Raw genomic sequence first — 22,661 nt, 5'->3', positions numbered from 1 at the left:
AAAACAATGACAACAAAGCCATTCGCGCACCTGTACCTGTTCACCGCTGGCGCCCTCGCCCTGCCCATGGCCAACGCTGCCTTCATCGAAGATGGCAAGGCCAGCCTCAACCTGCGCAACTACTACTTCAACAACGACTTTCGCGACCGCCCGGGCGCTGCCGGCCAAAGCAAAACGGCCGAGTGGGCCCAGGGCTTTGTGCTCGACTACAAGTCCGGCTTCACCGACGGCACTGTCGGTTTTGGCGTCGATGCGCTCGGCTTGCTCGGCGTGCGCCTGGACGGCGGCGCCGGCAACCACCGTGGCAGCTCGATGATCCCCGACGACAGCGACGGTAGCGCGGTGCACGACTGGAGCCGCCTGGGCCTGACCGGCAAGCTGCGCTTTTCGCAAACCGAGGCGCGCTACGGCACCTTGCAACCCAAGCTGCCCATTCTGGTGGCCAACGACGGCCGGGTGCTGCCGCAGACCTTCGAGGGCGGCATGCTCACCTCCAAGGAAATCGACGGCCTGACACTCACCGGCGGGCGCCTGGAACACACCACCGGGCGTGGCTCGAGCAACCGCTCGGGCCTGGCGGTAGCCGGCGGCACGCAAGAGAGCAACGAGTTCCTGTTCGCCGGTGCCGACTACCAACTCACCCGCGACCTCAAGCTGCAGTACTACGCGGCAAAGCTTGAGGATTACTACCTGCAGCACTTCGCCGGGCTGGTGCACACCTGGGCGCTGGCCGACAACCAGTCGCTGACCACCGACCTGCGCTATTTCAAGACCGACGCCAGCGGGCGCAACGACTCCGCCAGTGGCCGTGCGGCCGGCTACACCGTAGGCGGCCTGGGGGACACCGCAGGCAAGATCGACAACGACACCTGGAGCGCCATGTTCACCTACGCCATCGGTGGGCATTCGGTGTTGCTCGGCCACCAGCGGGTGTCCGACAGCGGCAACTTCGTGCAACTGAACCAGGGCAACACCGGTGAAGGCGCGGCCGGGGCGAGCATATACCTGTTCACCGACCGCCTGGTGACCAGCTTCACCCGCGCGGGCGAGCGCACCAGCTTTGGCCAGTACAGCTACAACTTTGCAGCCTTGGGTGTACCGGGGCTGGTGGCGTCGGTGGCGTACCTGAAAGGCACGAACATTCGCATGGCCTCAGGTGGCGACGAGAAGGAGTGGGAGCGCGATATCGCCCTGGATTATGTGGTGCAGAGCGGTGCGTTCAAGGGGCTGGGGTTCAGCTGGCGCAACGGCATGTTGCGCAGCGGGGTACCCAGTGAGTGGGACCAGGACCAGAACCGGTTGACCGTGAGTTATTCGGTGCCGTTGTTCTAGCTTGAGATTGCCGGGGCCGCTTTGCGGCCCCGGCGATTTCAGCTGTTTTGCGATCCTTCGAACCACGCCAGCTTGTCACGCAACTGCACCACTTCCCCGACAATCACCAGGGTTGGCGCATGCACTTCATGCTGGGCCACCAGCGCCGGCAAATCCGCCAGGGTACCGGTGAACACCCGCTGGTTGCGCGTGGTGCCTTGCTGCACCAGCGCCGCCGGGGTACTGGCCGCACGGCCATGGCGGATCAGCTCGGCGCAAATGGTCGGCAACCCCACCAACCCCATGTAGAACACCAGGGTCTGGGCCGGCGCCACCAGGTCGTGCCAGGGCAGGTTGCTGGTGCCGTCCTTCAAGTGGCCGGTTACGAAACGCACCGACTGGGCGTAATCGCGGTGGGTCAGCGGAATACCACCATAGGCGGAGCAACCACTGGCCGCAGTAATGCCCGGCACCACCTGGAACGGAATACCCTGCTCGGCCAGCTGTTCGATCTCTTCGCCGCCCCGGCCGAAGATGAACGGGTCGCCGCCCTTCAGGCGCAGTACGCGCTTGCCCTGTTGGGCCAGGTCCACCAGCAGGCGGTTGATCTGGTCCTGGGGCACGGCGTGGTCGGCGCGGCGCTTGCCCACATAGATGCGCTCGGCGTCACGCCGGCACATCTCGATGATGGCCGGGGCCACCAGGCGGTCGTACAGCACCACGTCGGCCTGCTGCATCAGGCGCAGGGCACGGAAGGTCAACAGGTCCGGGTCGCCCGGGCCGGCGCCCACCAGGTATACCTCACCGCCCTGCTGCACCGGTGCACCTTCGACCATTTCACGCAGCAGGCGCTCGGCCTCGGCGCCCTGCCCGGCCAGCTGGCGCTCGGCGATCGGGCCTTGGAACACCGTCTCCCAGAAGCCGCGGCGCTGGTTGACGTCGGGGTACAGCGCCTTGACCTTGTCGCGAAAACGCGCGGCCAGCCCGGCCAGCTCGCCGTAGGCAGACGGGATCCAGGCTTCCAGCTTGGCCCGGATCAAGCGCGCCAGCACCGGCGCATCGCCGCCGCTGGACACCGCCACCACCAGCGGCGAACGGTCGACGATGGCCGGGAAGATCACCGTGCACAGCGCCGGCGCATCCACCACGTTGACCGGCACGCTCAGCGCCTGGGCGTCGGCCGAAACCTGGGCGTTGAGGCCCGGGTCGTCGGTGGCGGCAATCACCAGGCGGCAGCCGGCAAGATCGCCTTGCGCATAACCGCGCACCAGCACCTCGCCGCCGCCTTCACGGGCAAGCGCGGCCAACTGGCCGTCGATGTCCGGCGCCACCACGCGCAGCACGGCGCCAGCGTCGGCCAGCAGGCGTGCCTTGCGCAAGGCGATCTCGCCACCGCCGACAACCAGCGCGCGGCCCCCCTGCAGCTTGTGGAACAGCGGCAGGTAGTCCATTTAGCGAATGACCTCGACGCCGCCCATGTACGGCTTGAGCACGTCCGGCACACGGATCGAACCGTCGGCCTGCTGGTAGTTCTCAAGCACCGCCACCAGGGTGCGGCCAACTGCCAGGCCGGAACCGTTGAGGGTATGCACCAGCTCCGGCTTGCCGGTTTCCGGGTTGCGCCAGCGGGCCTGCATGCGGCGCGCCTGGAAGTCGCCGCAGTTGGAGCAGGAGCTGATTTCGCGGTACTTGTCCTGGCTCGGCACCCACACTTCCAGGTCGTAGGTCTTCACCGCACCAAAGCCCATGTCACCGGTGCACAGGGCCAGTACGCGGTACGGCAGCTCCAGCAGTTGCAGCACGCGCTCGGCGTTGCCGGTCAGGCCTTCCAGGGCTTCCATCGACTTGGACGGCTCTACCACCTGCACCATCTCGACCTTGTCAAACTGGTGCTGGCGGATCATGCCGCGGGTGTCACGGCCCGACGCACCGGCTTCGCTACGGAAGCACGGGGTGTGGGCGACCAGCTTGAGCGGCAGCTGCTTGGCGTCGAGGATCTCGCCGGCCACCAGGTTGGTCAGCGACACTTCGGCGGTCGGGATCAGGTAGAAGTCAGCCTCGCCTTCGCGGGTGATCTTGAACAGGTCTTCCTCGAACTTCGGCAACTGGCCGGTACCCTGCAGGGCCGGGGCCTGTACCAGGTACGGGGTGTAGTGCTCCTCGTAGCCGTGCTCGCCGGTGTGCAGGTTGATCATGAACTGCGCCAGGGCGCGGTGCAGGCGGGCAATCGGGCCGCGCAGCACGGCAAAGCGGGCGCCGGACAGCTTGGCTGCAGCCTCGAAGTCCAGGCCACCGCTGACTTCGCCCAGGGCGACGTGGTCCTTGATCTCGAAATCGAAGGTTTGCGGGGTGCCCCAGCGGCGCACTTCGACGTTGTCGTCTTCGCTGGCGCCCACCGGTACGCTGGCGTCCGGCAGGTTGGGGATGGTCAGCAGAATGGCGTCCAGCTCGGCCTGGATCTCGTCCAGTTCGGCCTTGCCGGCAGCCAGCTCATTGGCCATGCGCTCCACATCTGCCATCAGCGGCGCGATGTCTTCGCCCTTGGCCTTGGCCTGGCCGATGGACTTGGAGCGGGCGTTACGCTCGGCCTGCAGCTGTTCGGTGCGGGTCTGCACCGACTTGCGGCGCTCTTCCAGTGATTCGATGCGCGCGACATCCAGGCTGAAGCCACGGGAGGCCAGGCGATCCGCCACTTCCTGAAGTTGGCCGCGTAACAGTTTGGAATCGAGCATATCGTTCTCTCGTTATGTGTTGGTGTTGGTTCAGAAACGGGTCAGGGCAAGGCCAGCCCAGGTGGCGAGCAGCCCGCCCACCACGCTGGCGCCGGTATAGCCCAGGGCCAGCGGCACCTGGCCGCTTTCCAGCAGGCGCACGGTGTCCAGCGAAAAAGAAGAAAAGGTCGTCAGGCCGCCGAGAAAGCCCACGATCAGCCCGGCGCGCAGCTCGACCGGCACCATGGGTTTGTGCAGGAACAGGCCGTACAGCAGGCCGATCAGCAGGCAGCCGATCAGGTTGACCGCCAGCGTACCGAGATAGAAGTGCCGTGGCCAGTGGGCGTTGACCCAACTGGCGGTGGCAAAGCGCAGCAGCGTGCCGGCAATGCCGCCCGCGCTGACGGCGGCGATGAGTGCGATCAAGGTTTTCTCCGCTGGAGGGGGCTGTTGCGGTCGAGCTCGGCCAGGTGACGCAGCTTCTCGCCGATTTTCAGCTCAAGGCCGCGCGGCACCGGCTGGTAGTACTGACGCGGTTCGAGCTGCTCGGGGAAATAGTCCTCGCCGGCGGCGTAGGCATCGGGCTCGTCGTGGGCGTAGCGGTACTCTTCGCCATAGCCGAGCTGCTTCATCAGCTTGGTGGGGGCGTTGCGCAGGTGCAGCGGCACCTCTAGCGAGCCATGCTCGGCGGCTTCGCGCAGGGCGGTCTTGAAGCCCACGTACACGGCGTTGCTCTTGGGGGCGCAAGCGATGTAGGTGATGGCCTGGGCCACCGCCAGCTCGCCCTCGGGGCTGCCCAGGCGCTCCTGCACGTCCCAGGCCGCCAGGCACAGGCTCAAGGCGCGGGGGTCGGCGTTGCCGATGTCCTCGCTGGCCATGCGCACCACGCGGCGGGCGATGTACAGCGGGTCGCAGCCGCCGTCGAGCATGCGCGCGTACCAGTACAGCGCACCGTCTGGGTTGGAGCCGCGCACCGACTTGTGCAGCGCCGAGATCTGGTCGTAAAAGGCCTCGCCGCCCTTGTCGAAGCGCCGGCGGCTGTCGCCGAGCAGGCTTTGCAGCATCTCGACGTCGATTTCGCTGCCGTCTTCGGCCAAATCCGATGCGTTCTCGAGGAAGTTGAGCATGCGCCGGCCATCACCATCGGCGGCGGCCATGAGCATCTTGAAGGCCTCGTCGCCCACCCGCAGGTTGCGCTTGCCCAAACCGCGCTCTTCAGTCAGCGCGCGGTTGACCAGCTTGCGCAGCGCCGGCTCGTCGAGGCTCTTGAGCACATACACCCGGGCCCGCGACAACAGCGCGTTGTTCAGCTCGAAGGACGGGTTTTCGGTGGTGGCGCCGATGAACAGCAGGGTGCCGTCTTCAACGTAGGGCAGAAAGGCGTCCTGCTGCGACTTGTTGAAGCGGTGCACCTCGTCGACGAACAGAATGGTGCGCCGCCCGTACTGGCCGGCCTGCTGCTTGGCCACCTCGACCGCCTGGCGGATCTCCTTGACCCCGGCCAACACCGCCGAGACCGTTTCGAAGTGCGCGTCGCAGAACTTTGCCAGCAGCCGCGCCAGGGTGGTCTTGCCGACCCCGGGCGGGCCCCAGAAGATCATCGAGTGCAACGCGCCCTGCTCCAGTGCCTCGCGCAACGGCTTGCCGCGCGCCAGCAGGTGCTCCTGGCCGACGTACTCGTCCAGGTTGGACGGGCGCAGGCGGGCGGCCAGGGGCTGGGCGACGGGTTCGCTTCGAAACAGATCCATCACGGGCTCCGGTTACTCCTTGATGACGTCCGCGCCTTTGGGGATGTCGAAGGTGAATCGGCTGTCGGCCACCGGCTGGTTGGCCTTGACGCCGTTGAACAGGATGTTGGTACGTTGGCCAACGCTGTCCACCAGCTGCATTTCGTTGATCAGGCCCTTGCGGAACGAAACCCGCAGCGAGTCGAACAGGGTGTCCTTGGTTTTCGGCTTGAGGGTGAAGTCCATCACCTCGCCCTGCTCCAGGGAGCTGATGTCAAAGCTCTGGCTGATCTTCGACACATCGCCGGACAGCAGCAGCGCCGGGGTCTGGTTCAGGCGCACGTCGAGCTTCTTGACGGTGGCTTGCTCCAGGTCCGGGTCCCACAGGGTGACGTTCTTGCCGTCCGACACCACCACCTGCTCCTGCGGCGCATCGGTGTGCCAGTAGAACAGGCCCGGGCGCTTGACGGTCATCTTGCCGGACGTCTCCTGCAGGCTGGTGCCGCTGGCATCGATGGTCAGCTGGGAGAAGTTGGCCTCGATGGTCTGCGACTTCTCGAGCAACTGGGTCAGGCGCTGCACATCCTTTTCGCCCGCGTGTGCCGACAGGCTGGCCGCGGCCAGGGCAGAAACCAACAGCATGCGAATCATGCGCATGGGAATCCTCGTAGAGCGTGAATGGGCCGGGCGCCGTCATTGGCGCCCGGCGGGGGAATCATCAGTCGCGCGGGCCGCCGGGGGCAATCACTTCCCGCGAGCCGTTGCTGTTCATCGGGGTGACCACGCCGGCCATTTCCATCGCCTCGATCATGCGCGCGGCGCGGTTGTAGCCGATCTTGAGCTTGCGCTGCACCGCCGAAATGGACGCCCGGCGGCTTTCCAGCACAAACTGCACGGCTTCGTCGTACAGCGCGTCGGCTTCCGGGTCGTCGCCGTCGCCACCGCCGCCACCGCCACCGTCAAAGCCGCTGCCGGCCTCCTCGACGCCGTTGAGGATGTCGTCGTTGTAGTCCGGTGCGCCGCGCAGTTTCCACGCCTCGACCGTGCGGTGCACCTCGTCGTCGGAAACGAATGCGCCGTGCACACGGATCGGCAGGCTGGTGCCCGGCGGCATGTACAGCATGTCACCGTGGCCCAGCAACTGCTCGGCGCCGCCCTGGTCGATGATGGTGCGCGAGTCGATCTTGCTCGACACCTGGAACGCCATACGGGTCGGGATGTTGGCCTTGATCAGGCCGGTGATCACATCCACCGACGGGCGCTGGGTGGCGAGAATCAGGTGGATACCCGCGGCACGGGCCTTTTGCGCGATACGCGCGATCAGCTCTTCGACCTTCTTGCCGACGATCATCATCATGTCGGCGAACTCGTCCACCACCACCACGATAGTCGGCAGGGTTTTCAGCGTCGGCGGCTCGTCGTCCATGCTCTCGCGGCGGTACAGCGGGTCGTGGATGACCTCGCCGGCCTCTTGCGCGTCCTTGACCTTGCGATTGAAGCCGGCCAGGTTACGCACGCCCATGGCCGCCATCAGCTTGTAGCGGCGTTCCATTTCGGCAACGCTCCAGCGCAGGGCGTTGGCGGCGTCCTTCATGTCGGTAACCACCGGGCACAGCAGGTGCGGGATGCCTTCGTAGATCGACAGCTCGAGCATTTTCGGGTCGATCATGATCAGGCGCGCGTCTTCCGGGCCGGACTTGAACAGAATCGACAGGATCATTGCGTTCACACCCACCGACTTACCGGAACCGGTGGTACCGGCCACCAGCAGGTGGGGCATCTTGGCAAGGTCGGTGATCACCGGCTTGCCGCCGATGTCGTGGCCCAGGGCCAGGGTGACCGGGGACTTCTGCTCGTCGTACTGCGGGGTCGACAGCACCTCGGAGAAACGCACCATCTGGCGGTTCTCGTTGGGGATCTCGATACCCACCGTGGTCTTGCCCGGGATCACCTCGACCACCCGCACGCTGGTCACCGCCAGCGAGCGCGCCAGGTCCTTGGCCAGGTTGGCGATGCGGCTGACCTTGACGCCGGCGGCCGGCTGGATTTCATAGCGGGTGATGACCGGGCCCGGGTGGATGGAGTCCACCGAGACTTCCACGCCGAACTCCTTGAGTTTGACCTCCAGCAACTGGCCGACGCTGGCCAGGGATTCGGGCGAATACTCGATCTTTTTCTGCTCGGCCGGGTCGAGGATGGAAATCGAAGGCAAGGTGCCTTCGACGGCGCTGTCGATGAACAGCGGCGCCTGTTTTTCCTTCATCACCCGTTTGCTAGGCTCCGGCGCTGCGGGAGCGGCCGGCGGCATGATCACCGGGGCGGCGGCCGGGGCAGGCGCTTGTACGCGCGGCACCACCGGCTCGCGTGGCACCACCGGGCGGGCCGGCGGCTCTTCGCGCTCGACCACACGCTCGCGCGCCTGTTGCGCCTTGGCGCCTTCGCGCTTGTCGGCGCTCATGGGCGCCAGGTCGAAGGCCGGCTCGTCCACCTCACGCAGCTGCGCCACCAGGCGCTTGCGCTCGTTGCGCGCCTCCCACCAACGGGTGGCGGCGCCCTGCACCAACTCGAACAAGTCGAGGGTGATCTTGCCGGTCAGGTCCATCACCTTGAACCACGAAAGGTCGGTGAACACGGTCAGACCGAACAGGAACAAGGCAATGAACATCAGCGTGCTGCCCTGCACGTTCAGCAGGTTGCGCGCCAGGTCGCCGAGGCTTTCGCCCAGCGCCCCCCCGGCGGAGAACGGCAGGCTGGATGACTGGTGGAAGTGGATATGCGCCAGCGCCGCGCCCGACAGCACCAAAAACACCAGGCCGATCAGGCGCCAGGAGAACAGCCAGCCGCTCCACTGCCAGGGCTGGTGGCGTTCGCGGAAGATCTGCCAGGTCTTGATCGCCAGCAGCAACGGGAATATGTAGGCGAAATAGCCCAGCACCATGAACAGGATGTCGGCGAAGTACGCCCCGGCGCGGCCGGCGGCGTTCTGTACCTGCTCGGCGTTGCTGGTGTGGCTGAAGCCAGGGTCGGAGGTGTCGTAGGTGACCAGGGCCATCCACAGATACAGGCACAGCGCGCCGACAGCGATCAGCGCACCTTCCTTGAGGCGATAATGCAGCTGCTGCCGCCACAAAGGCACGGGCAAGGGAGCTGGGGTTGCGGTGGATTTCTTCAAAACGCGTCTATTCCTGCGCGAATAGTGATTGGCCGATGACTGGCCAACAAATCACTACTTTTAACATTACTGCCCGTCAGCCGCCATGGCGGCGCGCCGTTCGGGGGCGTGAACTGGGGCTACTTTCATATAGGTGCAATTTGAGCACGCATTTTCTTTTGTGACAAAGGCTTATGCTGTGTTTTTGCACAGGTGTGACAGCAAATGCGCCGGATGGTGCCAACAGGAAGGTGAATACATCGCCTGGCCGGACGCATTCGCGGGCAAACCCGCTCCCACAGGTTATGCGCCAACCCTGCGGGAGCGGGTTTACCCGCGAAGAAACCCACGGCGATTGACCCTGCAAAGCTCACGCGCCATGCTGGTCGCCCTCCCCTCCCCCACCGCCCAAGACACCATGCTCACCTGGCTGACCCGCGACTCGCTGACCTTCCCGCCCCTGGAAAAGGCCCTGCACGACCCCAACGGCCTGCTCGCCGCCGGCGGCGACCTGACCCCCGAGCGCCTGGTCGCGGCCTATCGCCATGGCTGCTTCCCCTGGTACCAGGATGGCCAGCCAATCCTCTGGTGGTCGCCCGACCCACGCACGGTGATGTTCCCGGACGAACTGCATGTGTCGCGCTCGCTGGCCAAGCTGATGCGCCAGGGCCGCTACCAGGTCAGCTTCGACACCGACTTCGCCGCGGTAATCGCCGCCTGCGCCGCACCGCGCGACTACGCCGACGGCACCTGGATCACCGACAACATGCGCGCTGCCTACTGCCAGCTGCACCGGCGCGGCATCGCCCACTCGGTGGAGGTGCGCCAGGACGGCGAGCTGGTGGGCGGGCTATACGGCCTGGCCATGGGCCGGCTGTTCTTCGGCGAGTCGATGTTCAGCCGCGCCGACAACGCCTCGAAGGTGGGTTTTGCCACCCTGGTGCAGCACCTCAAGCAGGCCGGCTTCGTGCTGATCGACTGCCAGATGCCCACCGACCACCTGCACAGCCTGGGCGCCCGCGCCATCAGCCGGGCAAGCTTTGCCGAGCACCTTGCCACCTACCTCGACCAGCCCAACGGCGCCACCTGGGTCGCCTAGGCGCGTTGCGCGCAGCTGGCTTACACTTAGAGACAAAGTCTCACCGTAAAGGGGTTGATCATGACAGAGCTGGCGCGGTTGAAGTTCTATGCCACTCAACCCCACTCCTGCAGCTACCTGCCGGACGAGCAGGCGACCACGCTGTTTCTCGACCCGAGCCAGCCGATGGACGTGCATGTGTATGCCGACCTTTCGGAAATGGGCTTTCGCCGCAGTGGCGACCACCTCTACCGCCCGCACTGCCAGCACTGCAACGCCTGCGTGCCGGCGCGCATCCCCGCCGCGCGGTTCATCCCCAACCGCCAGCAACGGCGCATTCTCAAACGCAACGCCGACCTGACCGTCACGGCCGCACGCCCTGCGTTCAAAGAGGAATACTTCGACCTGTACCGGCGCTACATCGAGCAGCGCCACGCCGATGGCGACATGTACCCGCCCAGCCGTGACCAGTTCTCGACCTTTCTGGTACGCGACCTGCCGTTCTGCTGGTTCTACGAATTTCGCCTCCAGGGCCGGCTGATGGCCGTGGCGGTGTGCGACCTGCTGCCCAACGGGCTGTCGGCGGTGTACACCTTCTACGAGCCGGAGGAGGAACGCCGCAGCCTTGGCCGCTACGCCATCCTGTGGCAGATCACCGAAGCCCTGCGCCAGGACCTGGAGGCGGTTTATCTTGGCTATTGGATCAAGAACTGCAAGAAGATGAACTACAAGACTCAGTACCGCCCCATCGAATTGCTGATCAACCAGCGCTGGGTCAGTCTTAACTGAAAGCATTGGCTTGAAACACAATTTTCGGGCATAATCCACGCCACTTTTTTTGCCCGGTGCAGTCACGCGTCGGGCCATCACTGGATACCGAGGGCTTTACTGCATGTCGAAAGAAGACAGCTTCGAAATGGAAGGCACTGTCGTCGACACCCTGCCCAACACCATGTTCCGCGTGGAGTTGGAAAACGGGCACGTCGTTACCGCGCACATCTCCGGCAAGATGCGCAAGAACTACATCCGTATTCTCACTGGCGACAAGGTCCGCGTCGAACTGACGCCGTACGACCTTAGCAAGGGCCGCATCACCTACCGTGCGCGCTAAGCTTTAGCCATGAAAAAGCCCGGCCATGTGCCGGGCTTTTTTGTGGGCTCATAAAGCAGGGCCGCTATGCGGCCCCAGCCTTACGCGACTTCAGCCGTGGTCTCGTAATCGAACACCAGCTCGCCATCGCGCATGTCGATGTGCACCACACCACCATGCTCGGCCAGCTCGCCAAACAGGATCTCCTCGGCCAGCGGCCGCTTGATCTTGTCCTGGATCAGCCGCGCCATCGGCCGCGCGCCCATCTGCACGTCGTAGCCCGAGGCCGCCAGCCAGCCGCGAGCGGCATCGGAAACCTCCAGCAACACGCGCTTGTCCTCCAACTGCGCCTGCAGTTCGATGAGGAACTTGTCGACGATGCTCTTGATGGTCTCGTGGGACAGCCGGCCGAACTGGATGATGGTATCCAGGCGGTTGCGGAACTCCGGCGTGAAGCTCTTGCGGATGACTTCCATGGCGTCGGACGAGTGGTCCTGGTGAGTGAAGCCGATCGAGGCCCGCGCGGCGGTTTCGGCGCCGGCGTTGGTGGTCATGATCAGGATCACGTTGCGGAAGTCCGCCTTGCGCCCGTTGTTGTCGGTCAGGGTGCCGTGGTCCATCACCTGCAGCAGCAGGTTGAAGACTTCCGGGTGGGCCTTCTCGATTTCATCGAGCAGCAACACGCAGTGCGGCTGCTTGGTGATGGCCTCGGTCAACAGGCCGCCCTGGTCGAAACCAACGTAGCCTGGCGGGGCACCGATCAGGCGCGACACGGTGTGGCGCTCCATGTACTCGGACATGTCGAAGCGCACCAGCTCGACACCCAGTGCCTTGGCCAGCTGGCGGGCAGCTTCGGTCTTGCCCACGCCGGTAGGGCCTGCGAACAGGAACGAACCCACCGGCTTGTCCGGCGACTTGAGGCCTGCACGGGACAGCTTGATGGCGGTGGCCAGCGAGTCGATCGCCGCATCCTGGCCGAACACGGTCAGCTTGAGGTCGCGTTCGAGGTTACGCAGCAGCTCCTTGTCAGAGCTGGTGACATGCTTGGGCGGAATCCGCGCGATCTTGGCGACGATGTCCTCGACCTGCGGTACGTCGATACGCTTGACGCGGTTGGCCTCGGGCTGCAGGCGCTGGTAGGCGCCGGCCTCATCGATCACGTCGATGGCCTTGTCCGGCATGTGCCGGTCATTGATGTAGCGCGAAGCCAGTTCGGCGGCGGCGCGCAGGGCTTCGTCGCTGTACTCGATGTTGTGGTGGCTTTCGAAGCGGCCCTTGAGCCCGCGCAGAATGCCCACGGTGTCTTCCACCGACGGCTCGGTGACATCGACCTTCTGGAAGCGCCGTGCCAAGGCACGGTCCTTCTCGAAGATGCCGCGAAACTCCTGGAAGGTGGTCGAGCCTATGCAGCGGATATCACCCGACGACAGCAGCGGCTTGAGCAGGTTGGAAGCGTCCATCACCCCGCCCGACGCCGCACCGGCACCGATGATGGTGTGGATCTCGTCGATGAACAGAATCGCCTGCGGGCGCTTGCGCAGCTCGCCGAGCAGCGCCTTGAAACGCTTCTCGAAATCGCCGCGGTACTTGGTACCGGCCAGCAATGCACCCAGGTCGAGGGAATACACCACGCTCTGGGCCAGCAGGTCGGGCACCTGGCCGTCGACGATGCGCTTGGCCAGGCCTTCGGCGATGGCGGTCTTGCCGACACCGGCCTCGCCCACCAGCAGCGGGTTGTTCTTGCGCCGACGGGCAAGAATCTGCGCCACGCGCTCGACTTCCTGCTCGCGCCCCACCAGCGGGTCGATACGCCCGGCGCGGGCCAGTTCGTTGAGGTTGCTGGCGTAGGCGTCCAGCGGGTTGCTGGAAGACGAAGACTCACCACCCTCCTCGTCCTGCATCTCCTGGTCGCTGTCGGTGTTCGGGCCATGGCCCGGCACCTTGCTGATGCCGTGGGCGATGTAGTTGACCACATCGATGCGGGCCACGCTCTGCTGCTTGAGCAGGAACACGGCCTGGCTTTCCTGTTCGCTGAAGATGGCCACCAGCACGTTGGCGCCGGTGACTTCGCGCTTGCCGGAGCTTTGCACGTGGAACACGGCGCGCTGCAGCACACGCTGGAAGCCCAGGGTCGGTTGCGTTTCGCGGTCCTCGTCATGCACGGGGATCAGCGGCGTGGTGGAATCGATGAACTCTTGCAGGTCGTGCTTGAGCTTGTCGAGATTGGCGCCACAGGCGCGCAGAACGGTCGCGGCGGCCTCGTTGTCAAGGAGTGCCAGCAACAGGTGTTCGACGGTCATGAACTCATGACGCTTCGAACGGGCCTCCTTGAAGGCCAGATTGAGGGTGACTTCGAGCTCGCGGTTTAACATAGCTTCACCTCATACCCAAGTGGTCGGCGATTAACCGTCCTTCTCGATTTCACAGAGTAGCGGATGCTGGCTTTCCCTGGCGTATTGGTTGACCTGCATGGCCTTCGTTTCGGCGATGTCACGGGTAAACAATCCGCACACTGCCCGCCCCTCGGTATGGACGGTCAGCATGATCTTGGTCGCCAGCTCGCGGTTCAGATTGAAGAACGTCTCGAGCACTTCGACGACGAAATCCATTGGCGTGTAGTCATCGTTGAACAAAACCACCTTGTACATCGGTGGCGCCTGCAGAAGCGGCTTGGCCTCCTGTACCGCGAGACCGGCGCCGTCATCCTCGTGCCCGTCTTCATGCGACTGCGGGCGATCCTGATTGAATGTTAGTCGAATCTCACTGAGTACATGCATGGAAAGAATTTCATCATGATCGACAAGTTAAGGTTGTGGGTTGACCGCACAGGCCCCATTCGGCGCGGGCGCCGGGTGACCTTGACTATCGGCAAAACGGTGTTACAACCAATAGGAACCCACCGTGGTCGATAAAGATCCGCGCAGTCAACCAGATTTTCTCGCATGGTTCGTATGCGGATGACGTGGATGATACTCCAGTGATGGAGTCCTTTGCAGAGGGACATAGGGATGGCAAGCGGTAAAGTCAAGTGGTTCAACAATGCCAAAGGCTACGGATTCGTCAATGAGGAGGGTAAGACCGACGACCTGTTCGCGCATTATTCGGCGATTCAGATGGACGGTTACAAGACCCTCAAAGCCGGGCAATCCGTGGAGTTCGAGATCATCCAGGGCCCCAAGGGCCTGCACGCAGTCAATATCAAGGATGCCGCTGCAGCGGCCAGGGCCGTAGGGCAGTCCGAGAACGAGACGGTGCAAGTCTGACCCCCAGCTCTCTGCCGGTATACGAAAAAACCCGGCCGCTTCTTTACCGAGGCGGCCGGTTTTCGTTTGCATGCAGGCGAATAACAGGGGCTGCCTGCACTGGCCCCATCGCCGGCAAGCCGGCTCCCACAGGTACAACGCGGGCCTGAAGATCAGGCAATCACTGTAGGAGATCACCCAGCCCTTTGGGCTGCGCTGTCGCGCAGAGAACTGGGCGCGAACCCGCCGCCCCCCTGTGGGAGCGGGCTTGCCCGCGAACACCGGCGAAGCCGGTGCCAGACACCGCGTCGCCTGATTCGCGGGCAAGCCCGCTCCCACAGGTCCCTGCTAAATCAATGAGTTATGTGCAGCTCTATGAGAGCGGGTTCACCCGCGAACACGGTCCAAGCCCGTACCGAGCAGTGCACCTCACATATGCTTGATCATCGCATCGCCAAACCCGGAACTGCCCACCAATGTGGCCCCGTCCATCAAGCGCTCGAAGTCGTAGGTGACGGTCTTGGCCGCAATGGCACCGTTGGTGCCCTTGATGATCAAATCTGCAGCCTCGGTCCAGCCCATGTGCCGCAGCATCATCTCTGCTGAAAGAATCACCGACCCCGGGTTGACCTTGTCCTGCCCGGCATACTTGGGCGCCGTGCCGTGGGTGGCCTCGAACATGGCCACCGTATCCGAAAGGTTCGCCCCCGGCGCAATGCCGATGCCGCCCACCTCGGCCGCCAGCGCGTCAGACAGGTAGTCGCCATTGAGGTTAAGGGTGGCGATCACGTCGTATTCGGCCGGGCGCAGCAGGATCTGCTGCAGCATGGCGTCGGCGATGGCGTCCTTGACGATCACTTCGCGGCCGCTTTTCGGGTTCTTGAACTTCATCCACGGGCCGCCATCGAGCAATTCGGCGCCAAACTCGTCCCGCGCCACCTCGTAGCCCCAGTCCTTGAACGCCCCTTCGGTGAACTTCATGATGTTGCCCTTGTGCACCAGGGTCAGCGACTCGCGGTCGTTGTCCACCACGTACTGCAAGGCCTTGCGCACCAGGCGCTTGGTGCCCTCCTTCGAGACCGGCTTGACGCCGATGCCGCAGTCCTGGTCGAAGCGGATCTTGGTGACACCCATTTCCTCCTTGAGGAACTTGATCACCTTGTTCGCCTCAGGCGAGCCGGCCTTCCATTCGATACCGGCATAAATGTCCTCGGAGTTCTCGCGGAAGATCACCATGTCCACGTCGCCCGGCTTCTTGACCGGGCTGGGCACGCCCTGGAACCACAGCACCGGGCGCAGGCACACGTAAAGGTCCAGTTGCTGGCGCAGGGCGACGTTCAGCGAGCGGATGCCGCCACCCACCGGCGTGGTCAGCGGCCCCTTGATCGACACCACGTAGTCTTTCACCGCATCCAGGGTTTCCTGGGGCAGCCAGGTGTCCTGATCGTATACCTGGGTGGCTTTCTCGCCGGCATAGACCTCCATCCAGGCGATCTTGCGCTTGCCGCCGTAGGCCTTTTGCACGGCGGCGTCGACCACCTTGATCATCACCGGCGATACGTCCACGCCGATGCCGTCGCCTTCGATGTAGGGGATGATGGGGTGGTCGGGAACGTTGAGCGAATGGTCTGCATTGACGGTGATCTTGGTGCCGTCGGCCGGAACCTTGATTTTCTGGTATCCCATGCTGCACTACTCCGCTTTTCCTGGTGTGGATGGAAATCGAGCGCTGCAATGAGCCTAAACCACATCTGCCGACCTGCAACTGCAAGGTGCCAGCCTGCCAGACAAACCTTTTCGCCTTCGCAGGTAAACCCGCTTCCACAGGGCGCACGATACCTGTGGGTGCAGGTTTATCCGCGAATGGCCACACGCCAACACCTGCGACATCCCGCCACATTGCCCCTACGTCTTTGGTCTTATAAATGGCGCGATCGCACTTGACCTTGCTGAATCGACCAAAGGGTTTGATATACTGCGCCGCGACCGCAGGGTCATCGGGGCGAACCCTTGGAAAACGCGGCTCGCCCTTGGTCACGAAGACCACCAAGCCTGGGTTGTTACCGCACCCCAGCAATTGACGCTCGACTGATGCATCCACCATCACCGCTCGCAGCCTCTCGACTTTCCGCTCATGGCGATGCCAGGGCGAAGCGCCTACCCTGCGCACCTCGAGACTCGAGTACGCTCAGCACACAGAGAGTTAACCCGCATGCCCACCCGTTCCAAGATCATCTATACCTTCACCGACGAAGCCCCCGCCCTCGCCACCTACTCGCTGCTGCCGATCGTCGAAGCCTTCACCGCTTCAGCCGACATCGCCGTCGAAACCCGCGATATTTCCCTGGCTGGCCGTATCCTCGCGGCGTTCCCCGAGCAACTGGGCGCAGAGAAGCAGGTAGGCGATCACCTGGCGGAACTGGGCCAACTGGCCACCACTCCTGAAGCCAACATCATCAAGCTGCCGAACATCTCCGCTTCGGTTCCGCAGCTCAAAGCCGCCATCAAGGAGCTGCAAGCCAAAGGCTTCAACATCCCTGACTACGCCGACGAACCAGCCAGCGCTGACGAGAAAGAATCCCGCGCCCGCTACGACCGCATCAAAGGCTCGGCTGTGAACCCGGTGCTGCGCGAAGGCAACTCCGACCGCCGCGCGCCGCTGTCGGTCAAGAACTACGCCCGCAAGCACCCGCACAAAATGGGCGCCTGGGCCGCCGACTCGCAGTCGCACGTTGCCCACATGACCCAGGGCGACTTCTACGGCAGCGAAAAGGCCGCGCTGATCGAGGCTGACGACAGCCTGCGCATCGAGCTGGTCGCAAAAGACGGCAGCACCACCGTGCTGAAAGAAAAGACCGCCGTCAAAGCCGCCGAAGTGATCGACTGCGCCACCATGAGCCGCAAGGCCCTGAAAGCCTTCATCGCCGAGCAGATCGCCGATGCCAAGGCCTCCGGCGTGCTGCTGTCGGTACACCTGAAAGCCACCATGATGAAGGTTTCCGACCCGATCATGTTCGGCGTCATCGTCGAAGAGTTCTACGGTGACGTGCTCAACAAGCACGCCGCAGCCCTGACCGAAGTCGGCTTCAACGCCAACAACGGCATCGGCGACCTGTACGCCCGCATCAAGGACCTGCCTGCTGAAAAGCAAGCCGAGATCGAAGCCGACATCCAGGCCCTGTACGCCGTTCGCCCGGCCCTGGCCATGGTCAACTCGGACAAAGGCATCACCAACCTGCACGTACCGAGCGACGTCATCGTCGACGCCTCGATGCCTGCGATGATCCGCGACTCGGGCAAGATGTGGAACACCGCCGGTGAGCTGCAAGACGCCAAGGCCGTGATCCCGGACCGCTGCTACGCCGGCATCTACCAGGCCACCATCGAAGACTGCAAAGCCAACGGCGCCTTCGACCCGACCACCATGGGCAGCGTGCCGAACGTTGGCCTGATGGCGCAAAAAGCCGAAGAGTACGGCTCCCACGACAAGACCTTCCAGATCAAGGCCGACGGCGTCGTGCGCGTGGTCGATGGCAAGGGCAAGGTCGTACTGGAGCAGAACGTCGAAGCCGGCGACATCTTCCGCATGTGCCAAACCAAGGACGCGCCGATCCAGGACTGGGTCAAGCTGGCCGTCAACCGCGCCCGCCTGAGCAACACCCCGGCGGTGTTCTGGCTGGACCCGGCCCGTGCCCACGACGGCGTGATGATCGAGAAGGTACAGAAGTACCTGAAAGACCACGACACCACCGGCCTGGACATCCGCGTACTGGCCCCGGTCGACGCCATCAAGTTCTCCCTGGCCCGTATCCGCGAAGGCAAGGACACCATCTCGGTGACCGGCAACGTGCTGCGCGACTACCTGACCGACCTGTTCCCGATCATGGAGCTGGGCACCAGCGCCAAGATGCTGTCGATCGTGCCACTGATGAACGGCGGTGGCCTGTTCGAAACCGGCGCCGGCGGTTCGGCACCCAAGCACGTGCAGCAGCTGGTTGAAGAGAACTTCCTGCGTTGGGACTCGCTGGGTGAATTCCTGGCCCTGGCCGCCTCGCTCGAGCACTTGGGCAACACCTACGACAACCCGCGCGCCAAGGTGCTGGCCAATACCCTGGACCAGGCTACCGGCAAGTTCCTCGACACCAACAAGTCGCCTTCGCGCAAGGTCGGCGGTATCGACAACCGCGGCAGCCACTTCTACCTGACCCTGTACTGGGCCGAAGCCCTGGCCGCCCAGACTGACGACGCTGCGCTGCAAGCGCGCTTCGCACCACTGGCAAAAACCCTGGCCGAGAACGAGGCAACCATCGTTGCCGAGCTCAACGCCGTGCAGGGCAAACCAGCCGACATCGGTGGCTACTACGCACCGGACGCCGAGCTGACCGCCAAGGTGATGCGCCCAAGCCAGACCCTGAACAGCGCCATCGCCGCCCTGTAAGGTTCGCTTGAAGTAACCACACAAACCCCGGCCACGCACCGGGGTTTGTGCTTTTAAGGGCCTGCTGCCCCTTACTGACGTATTAATCGCATTATCGAAGCTTATCTTCCCGCGCCACCCGTTCGGCCATGTTCGCCAGCCTCACCCACGCGAACGCGGACAATAGAGCATCCTCACTAAGCAATAATCACTTTCATTTATATAAATTCTCCATCGCCGCCCACGCCATCGCTCGCCCGCATTTAACCCTTCTATTTCGGGCTATTACGAAACTCCCATCCCCAGCAACTCCGCCCGCCCCTCTTCACACATTGTTTATTTACATTCTTGCCCGCTTGCGCATGGCTTGAATTGATCTAGGCTCGTCCTGCGTTCGCAAGTGCAGTGCGCACCACAGGATTGCAATTGCCATGGAGGCAACACAATGCGGCATGTAGCCATTATTGACCCGTATTCCAGCGGTCAATTCCTCGCGTCCGAATTCCTCAGCCGAGACTGCCGCTGCCTGGCTGTCCACAGCAACTATCCGATTCCCGCCGCCTTCGCCAAGTCGTATTACCCCGACAACTTCGAACGCGAGTTCATCTTCGCCGATAGCGGTTTTGACGCCCTGCTCGCGACTCTGCGCCAATATGCATGCGTCGCCGTGGTCGCTGGCGCCGAAAGCGGCGTGCTGCTGGCCAACCAGCTGGCCGACGCCCTCGGCCTGCCCTGCTGCGACCCGAGCAAACTGCAGATGCTGCGCGACAAGTTCCAGATGCAGGAGCAGATCCGCCGCGACGGCCTGCGCGCGATCGGCCAGTTCCAGGCCCACAACCTCGAGCAGGCGCTGGCTCGGCTGCCCGAGCTGCAAACCGCGCGCACCGTGGTCAAGCCCTTGAGCTCCTGCGGCACCGACGGGGTCAGCTTCTGCGAAGACAGCGCCCAGGTCGGCGCAGCGGTCGAGCGCGTGCTGGGTGCGCCAAACTGCTTCGGCCAGCCCAACCAGGGCGTACTGGTGCAGGAGTACATCAGCGGCGTGGAGTACGTGGTCGACAGCGTTTCGCTGGGCGGCCGCCACTACGTCACCAACACCTCGCGCTACGAAAAGGCAGCGCTCAACGGCTCCTTCGTCTACATGCAGGAGCACTTCATCCACCCGTGCGACCCTCAGGTCCAGCCGCTGATCGCCTATGCGCTCAAGGTGCTGACCAGCCTGGGCATCGACTTCGGCGCGGCGCACATGGAAATCATGCTCGACGAGCGTGGCCCGGTGCTGATCGAGGTGGGCGCCCGCCTGCATGGCGCCAAGGCCCCGCGCAACGCACAGCTGTTCTCCAACATTTCACAGATCGACCTGCTGGTGGACGCCGCCATCGACCCCGAACGCTTCAACCAGCGCACCGCCCAGCCACCGGTGCACTACAAGCACTCCCGGGCGGTCTCGCTGATCAACGGCCAGCGCGGCACGGTCGCCGCCATGCCGGGCAAGGACTGGGTCAACACCCTGGCCAGCTACACCACCGCGTTCTGGAACATCGCCGAGGGCGATGCGATCGAGCCGACCCGTGGCCTGTTCGACAGCCCCGGCGGGATCTTCCTCGCCCATGAAAGCCTGGCGGCCCTGGACTCCGACACCCGACTGATCCGCAAGATGGAACAGGAGGGCAAGCTGTGGACCGTGGCATGAACAACGGGCTGGTCTTCATCATGGCCTTCGACATCCTCTCGGCGGCGCAATCGGTATGGCTGGGCAGCCTGCTGCAAGGCGTGCCGGTGGAACATTCGCTGCTGGCGATCTTCTCGATCGTCGCGCTGTTCTTCCTGCTGGTCACCCTGTACCGGCGCGACCCCTGGCCTGCGCTGGGCCGGCGCAACCTGGCGCTGTTCGTCGGGCTCAACCTGGGCACCCTGGCGACCTGGCTGTTCCTCTACGAATCGCTGCAGTTCGTCGAGCCGGCGATGACCGCCGCCGTGCTCTACGGCGTCAACCCGATCGCCACGCTGCTGCTCACCCTGGCGCTGGCCGGCAGCCTGCAAGGCTTGACCAAGGGCCGCCTGCTAGTGAGCGTGGCCACGGTGGCCAGCATGTGGCTGGTGGCGCACACAGTGCTGCAGGGCAATTCCGGGCTGGGCAAGCAGGACAGCGCGAGCAGCCTGTACGGCCTGCTGATGGCGGTACTCACCGGCTGCGCGATGGCCCTGGTCAACCTCATATCCAAGCGCATCTACGAGCAGGGTTACCAATTGCACCAACTGATGTCGATGCGCTTTTTCCTGCTCATCGCCTTCTGCGCCTTGCATGGCCAGGGCATTGGCACAAGCGTCGCCAACAACGGCTGGGCGTTCCTGACCATCGCCTTGCTCGGCAATATCATCCCGCTGTACTTCCTGCAAAAAGGCATCAGCTTGAGTGAACCCTCGCAAGTGTCCTATGTGCTGCTACTGACCCCGATCCTGGTATTTGCCTTCCAGCTGTTCGACAGCCGCCTGACACTTTCCAGCTACTCGATACTTGCCATCCTGGTTGTATTGTCGTTTGCCATCATCGGTTTGAAAGTCGAAAAGAACGCCTTACAAAAAGCGTAATGAAACCGCTGTTTGAACCCGCCTGGTCTTTATCAGGCGCTACCTTGCCGTGCCCACTTTTCAAGTGGCAACAGGAGCTGACATGGAAGTCTTTGAGCAACTAGAGTCGGTTGTGCGTGGTTATTGCCGTTCGTTTCCCACGCTGTTTGAATCTGCCAGTGGAAGTTACCTGACCGATAGTAAAGGCACCCGTTACCTGGACTTCTTCTCCGGGGCGGGCACGCTCAACTACGGTCATAACGACCCGGACATGGTCGAGGCCTGCATCGACTACCTGCGCCGCGGCGGCATCCTGCACTCGCTGGACATGTATTCACACACCAAGCAGCAGTTCCTGCTGGCCTTCAAGGCCGGCATCCTGGCGCCGCGCAATCTTGACCACAAGGTGCAGTTCACCGGCCCCACCGGCACCAACTGCATCGAAGCGGCCATCAAGCTGGCGCGCAAGGTCACCGGGCGGCACGCCATCGCCTGCTTCACCGGCGGCTACCACGGCATGTCCCTGGGCGCCTTGGCCATCACCGCCAACCCTGCGAAGAAACAGTCGATGGGCGTGCAGGTGCCGGGCGTCACGCGCCTGCCCTACGATGGCGTGCACCTGGCCGACGTACCCGCCCAGTTGCGCATGCTCGAGACCATGTTCTGCCGCCCCGGCTACGGCAACGACCTGCCCGCCGCCTTTGTGCTCGAGGCCATCCAGGGTGAAGGTGGCATCAACTGCGCATCCGATGCCTGGTTGCAGGGTGTCGCGGCGCTGGCCAAGAAGCTCGGCGCGCTGCTGATCATCGACGATATCCAGGCAGGCAACGGCCGTAGCGGGCAGTTCTTCAGCTTCGAGTCGTCCGGCATCGTCCCCGACATCATCTGCCTGTCCAAGTCGCTCAGCGGCCTGGGCCTGCCCTTCGCCATCACCCTGCTGCGCCCGCAGCACGACATCTGGGAGCCGGCCGAGCACAACGGCACGTTCCGCGGCAACAACCTGGCAATGCTCACCGCCCGCATCGCCGTGGAAAAATTCTGGCAGGACGACACCCTCGCCCGCGCCGTGGCCAGCAAGGGCCAGCAACTGCGCGAGCAACTGAACGAAGGCCTCGAAGGCATCGCCAGCGGCTTCGAGGTGCGCGGACGCGGCCTGATGCTGGGCATCGCCTTCGACGACGCAAGCTTCGCCAAACGCCTGTCCGCAAGCCTGTTCGACGCACGGATGATCGCCGAGACCTGCGGCCCATCGAGCCAGGTACTCAAGTGCATGCCGGCCCTGACCATAGGCCTGCCAGACCTGCTGGAGGGCGGCCAGCGAATCATCAATGCCGCCCATGCCCTATCCCGCTGAAGGAGCAGCAAC

Annotated in this window: 18 protein-coding genes; 9 read left to right on the top strand and 9 right to left on the bottom strand. The window is 63.8% G+C overall.

Annotation, left to right across the window (positions count from 1 at the left end):
• Positions 1-6 precede the first annotated feature (6 nt).
• Complete coding sequence (locus tag KSS93_RS13565; protein ID WP_217884543.1) at positions 7-1,332, top strand: OprD family porin; 1,326 nt, start codon at positions 7-9, stop codon at positions 1,330-1,332.
• A 38-nt stretch (positions 1,333-1,370) separates the two neighbouring features.
• On the opposite strand, the gene cysG is transcribed toward KSS93_RS13565, so the two are convergent.
• The 6 genes from cysG to KSS93_RS13535 all read right to left on the bottom strand — a co-directional run bounded on the left by cysG (position 1,371) and on the right by KSS93_RS13535 (position 8,921).
• A complete protein-coding gene (gene cysG, locus KSS93_RS13560; RefSeq protein ID WP_217884542.1) occupies positions 1,371-2,762 on the bottom strand; it encodes a siroheme synthase CysG in 1,392 nt (463 codons plus the stop codon).
• The gene (gene serS / locus KSS93_RS13555; protein ID WP_217884541.1) at positions 2,763-4,043 is read right to left on the bottom strand and encodes a serine--tRNA ligase; all 1,281 of its coding nucleotides are present in this window, start codon (positions 4,041-4,043) and stop codon (positions 2,763-2,765) included.
• 30 nt (positions 4,044-4,073) lie between these two features.
• Entirely contained in the window at positions 4,074-4,448 is a 375-nt protein-coding gene (gene crcB, locus KSS93_RS13550; protein ID WP_217884540.1) for a fluoride efflux transporter CrcB, read from the bottom strand.
• A complete protein-coding gene (locus KSS93_RS13545) occupies positions 4,445-5,770 on the bottom strand; it encodes a replication-associated recombination protein A (RefSeq protein ID WP_217884539.1) in 1,326 nt (441 codons plus the stop codon). Before KSS93_RS13545 ends, crcB begins: the two co-directional genes overlap by 4 nt.
• 12 nt (positions 5,771-5,782) lie before the next feature.
• Positions 5,783-6,406, bottom strand: coding sequence for an outer membrane lipoprotein periplasmic chaperone LolA (gene lolA / locus KSS93_RS13540; protein WP_217842983.1), 624 nt, complete (start codon positions 6,404-6,406; stop codon positions 5,783-5,785).
• A gap of 61 nt (positions 6,407-6,467) precedes the next feature.
• Positions 6,468-8,921 carry a DNA translocase FtsK gene (locus KSS93_RS13535; protein ID WP_217884538.1) on the bottom strand — a complete coding sequence of 818 codons (2,454 nt, stop codon included), beginning with the start codon at positions 8,919-8,921 and terminating at the stop codon, positions 6,468-6,470.
• A 397-nt stretch (positions 8,922-9,318) separates the two neighbouring features.
• Here KSS93_RS13535 and aat point away from each other — a divergent pair, with 397 nt between their 5' ends.
• From aat to infA, 3 genes are all read left to right on the top strand, one after another.
• On the top strand, positions 9,319-9,999 hold the full coding sequence (gene aat / locus KSS93_RS13530) for a leucyl/phenylalanyl-tRNA--protein transferase (protein ID WP_217888731.1): 681 nt from the start codon (positions 9,319-9,321) through the stop codon (positions 9,997-9,999).
• 60 nt (positions 10,000-10,059) lie between these two features.
• Positions 10,060-10,767, top strand: coding sequence for an arginyltransferase (locus KSS93_RS13525; protein ID WP_217884537.1), 708 nt, complete (start codon positions 10,060-10,062; stop codon positions 10,765-10,767).
• Between the two features lie 103 nt (positions 10,768-10,870).
• Positions 10,871-11,089 (top strand): translation initiation factor IF-1, encoded by a 219-nt coding sequence (gene infA / locus KSS93_RS13520; protein ID WP_002553999.1) that lies wholly within the window; start codon positions 10,871-10,873, stop codon positions 11,087-11,089.
• Positions 11,090-11,169: 80 nt separating this feature from the next.
• Here the strand turns inward: infA and clpA are convergent, their stop codons facing one another.
• Both clpA and clpS read right to left on the bottom strand, forming a co-directional pair.
• Entirely contained in the window at positions 11,170-13,440 is a 2,271-nt protein-coding gene (gene clpA / locus KSS93_RS13515; RefSeq protein ID WP_217884536.1) for an ATP-dependent Clp protease ATP-binding subunit ClpA, read from the bottom strand.
• 30 nt (positions 13,441-13,470) lie between these two features.
• Complete coding sequence (clpS, locus tag KSS93_RS13510; protein ID WP_217842979.1) at positions 13,471-13,845, bottom strand: ATP-dependent Clp protease adapter ClpS; 375 nt, start codon at positions 13,843-13,845, stop codon at positions 13,471-13,473.
• A gap of 231 nt (positions 13,846-14,076) precedes the next feature.
• On the opposite strand from clpS, the gene cspD reads away from it, so the two are divergent.
• A complete protein-coding gene (gene cspD / locus KSS93_RS13505; RefSeq protein ID WP_217884535.1) occupies positions 14,077-14,331 on the top strand; it encodes a cold shock domain-containing protein CspD in 255 nt (84 codons plus the stop codon).
• Positions 14,332-14,739: 408 nt separating this feature from the next.
• Here cspD and icd read toward each other — a convergent pair whose 3' ends face one another.
• Positions 14,740-15,996, bottom strand: a complete 1,257-nt coding sequence (icd, locus tag KSS93_RS13500) for an NADP-dependent isocitrate dehydrogenase (protein WP_217842977.1) — start codon at positions 15,994-15,996, stop codon at positions 14,740-14,742.
• Between the two features lie 526 nt (positions 15,997-16,522).
• On the opposite strand from icd, the gene KSS93_RS13495 reads away from it, so the two are divergent.
• From KSS93_RS13495 to KSS93_RS13480, 4 genes are all read left to right on the top strand, one after another.
• Positions 16,523-18,748, top strand: coding sequence for an NADP-dependent isocitrate dehydrogenase (locus tag KSS93_RS13495; protein ID WP_217884534.1), 2,226 nt, complete (start codon positions 16,523-16,525; stop codon positions 18,746-18,748).
• Positions 18,749-19,172: 424 nt separating this feature from the next.
• A complete protein-coding gene (locus KSS93_RS13490; RefSeq protein ID WP_217884533.1) occupies positions 19,173-20,417 on the top strand; it encodes an ATP-grasp domain-containing protein in 1,245 nt (414 codons plus the stop codon).
• Positions 20,414-21,316, top strand: a complete 903-nt coding sequence (locus KSS93_RS13485; RefSeq protein ID WP_217884532.1) for a DMT family transporter — start codon at positions 20,414-20,416, stop codon at positions 21,314-21,316. Before KSS93_RS13490 ends, KSS93_RS13485 begins: the two co-directional genes overlap by 4 nt.
• A gap of 82 nt (positions 21,317-21,398) precedes the next feature.
• Positions 21,399-22,649 (top strand): aspartate aminotransferase family protein, encoded by a 1,251-nt coding sequence (locus KSS93_RS13480; protein ID WP_217884531.1) that lies wholly within the window; start codon positions 21,399-21,401, stop codon positions 22,647-22,649.
• The last annotated feature ends 12 nt before the right edge of the window (positions 22,650-22,661 follow it).

Source organism: Pseudomonas xanthosomatis (genome assembly GCF_019139835.1).
In the GTDB taxonomy this organism is placed as follows: domain Bacteria; phylum Pseudomonadota; class Gammaproteobacteria; order Pseudomonadales; family Pseudomonadaceae; genus Aquipseudomonas; species Aquipseudomonas fakonensis.
The sequence above is the reverse complement of the archived record's forward strand: the minus strand, read 5'-3'. Positions and strand labels throughout refer to the sequence as shown.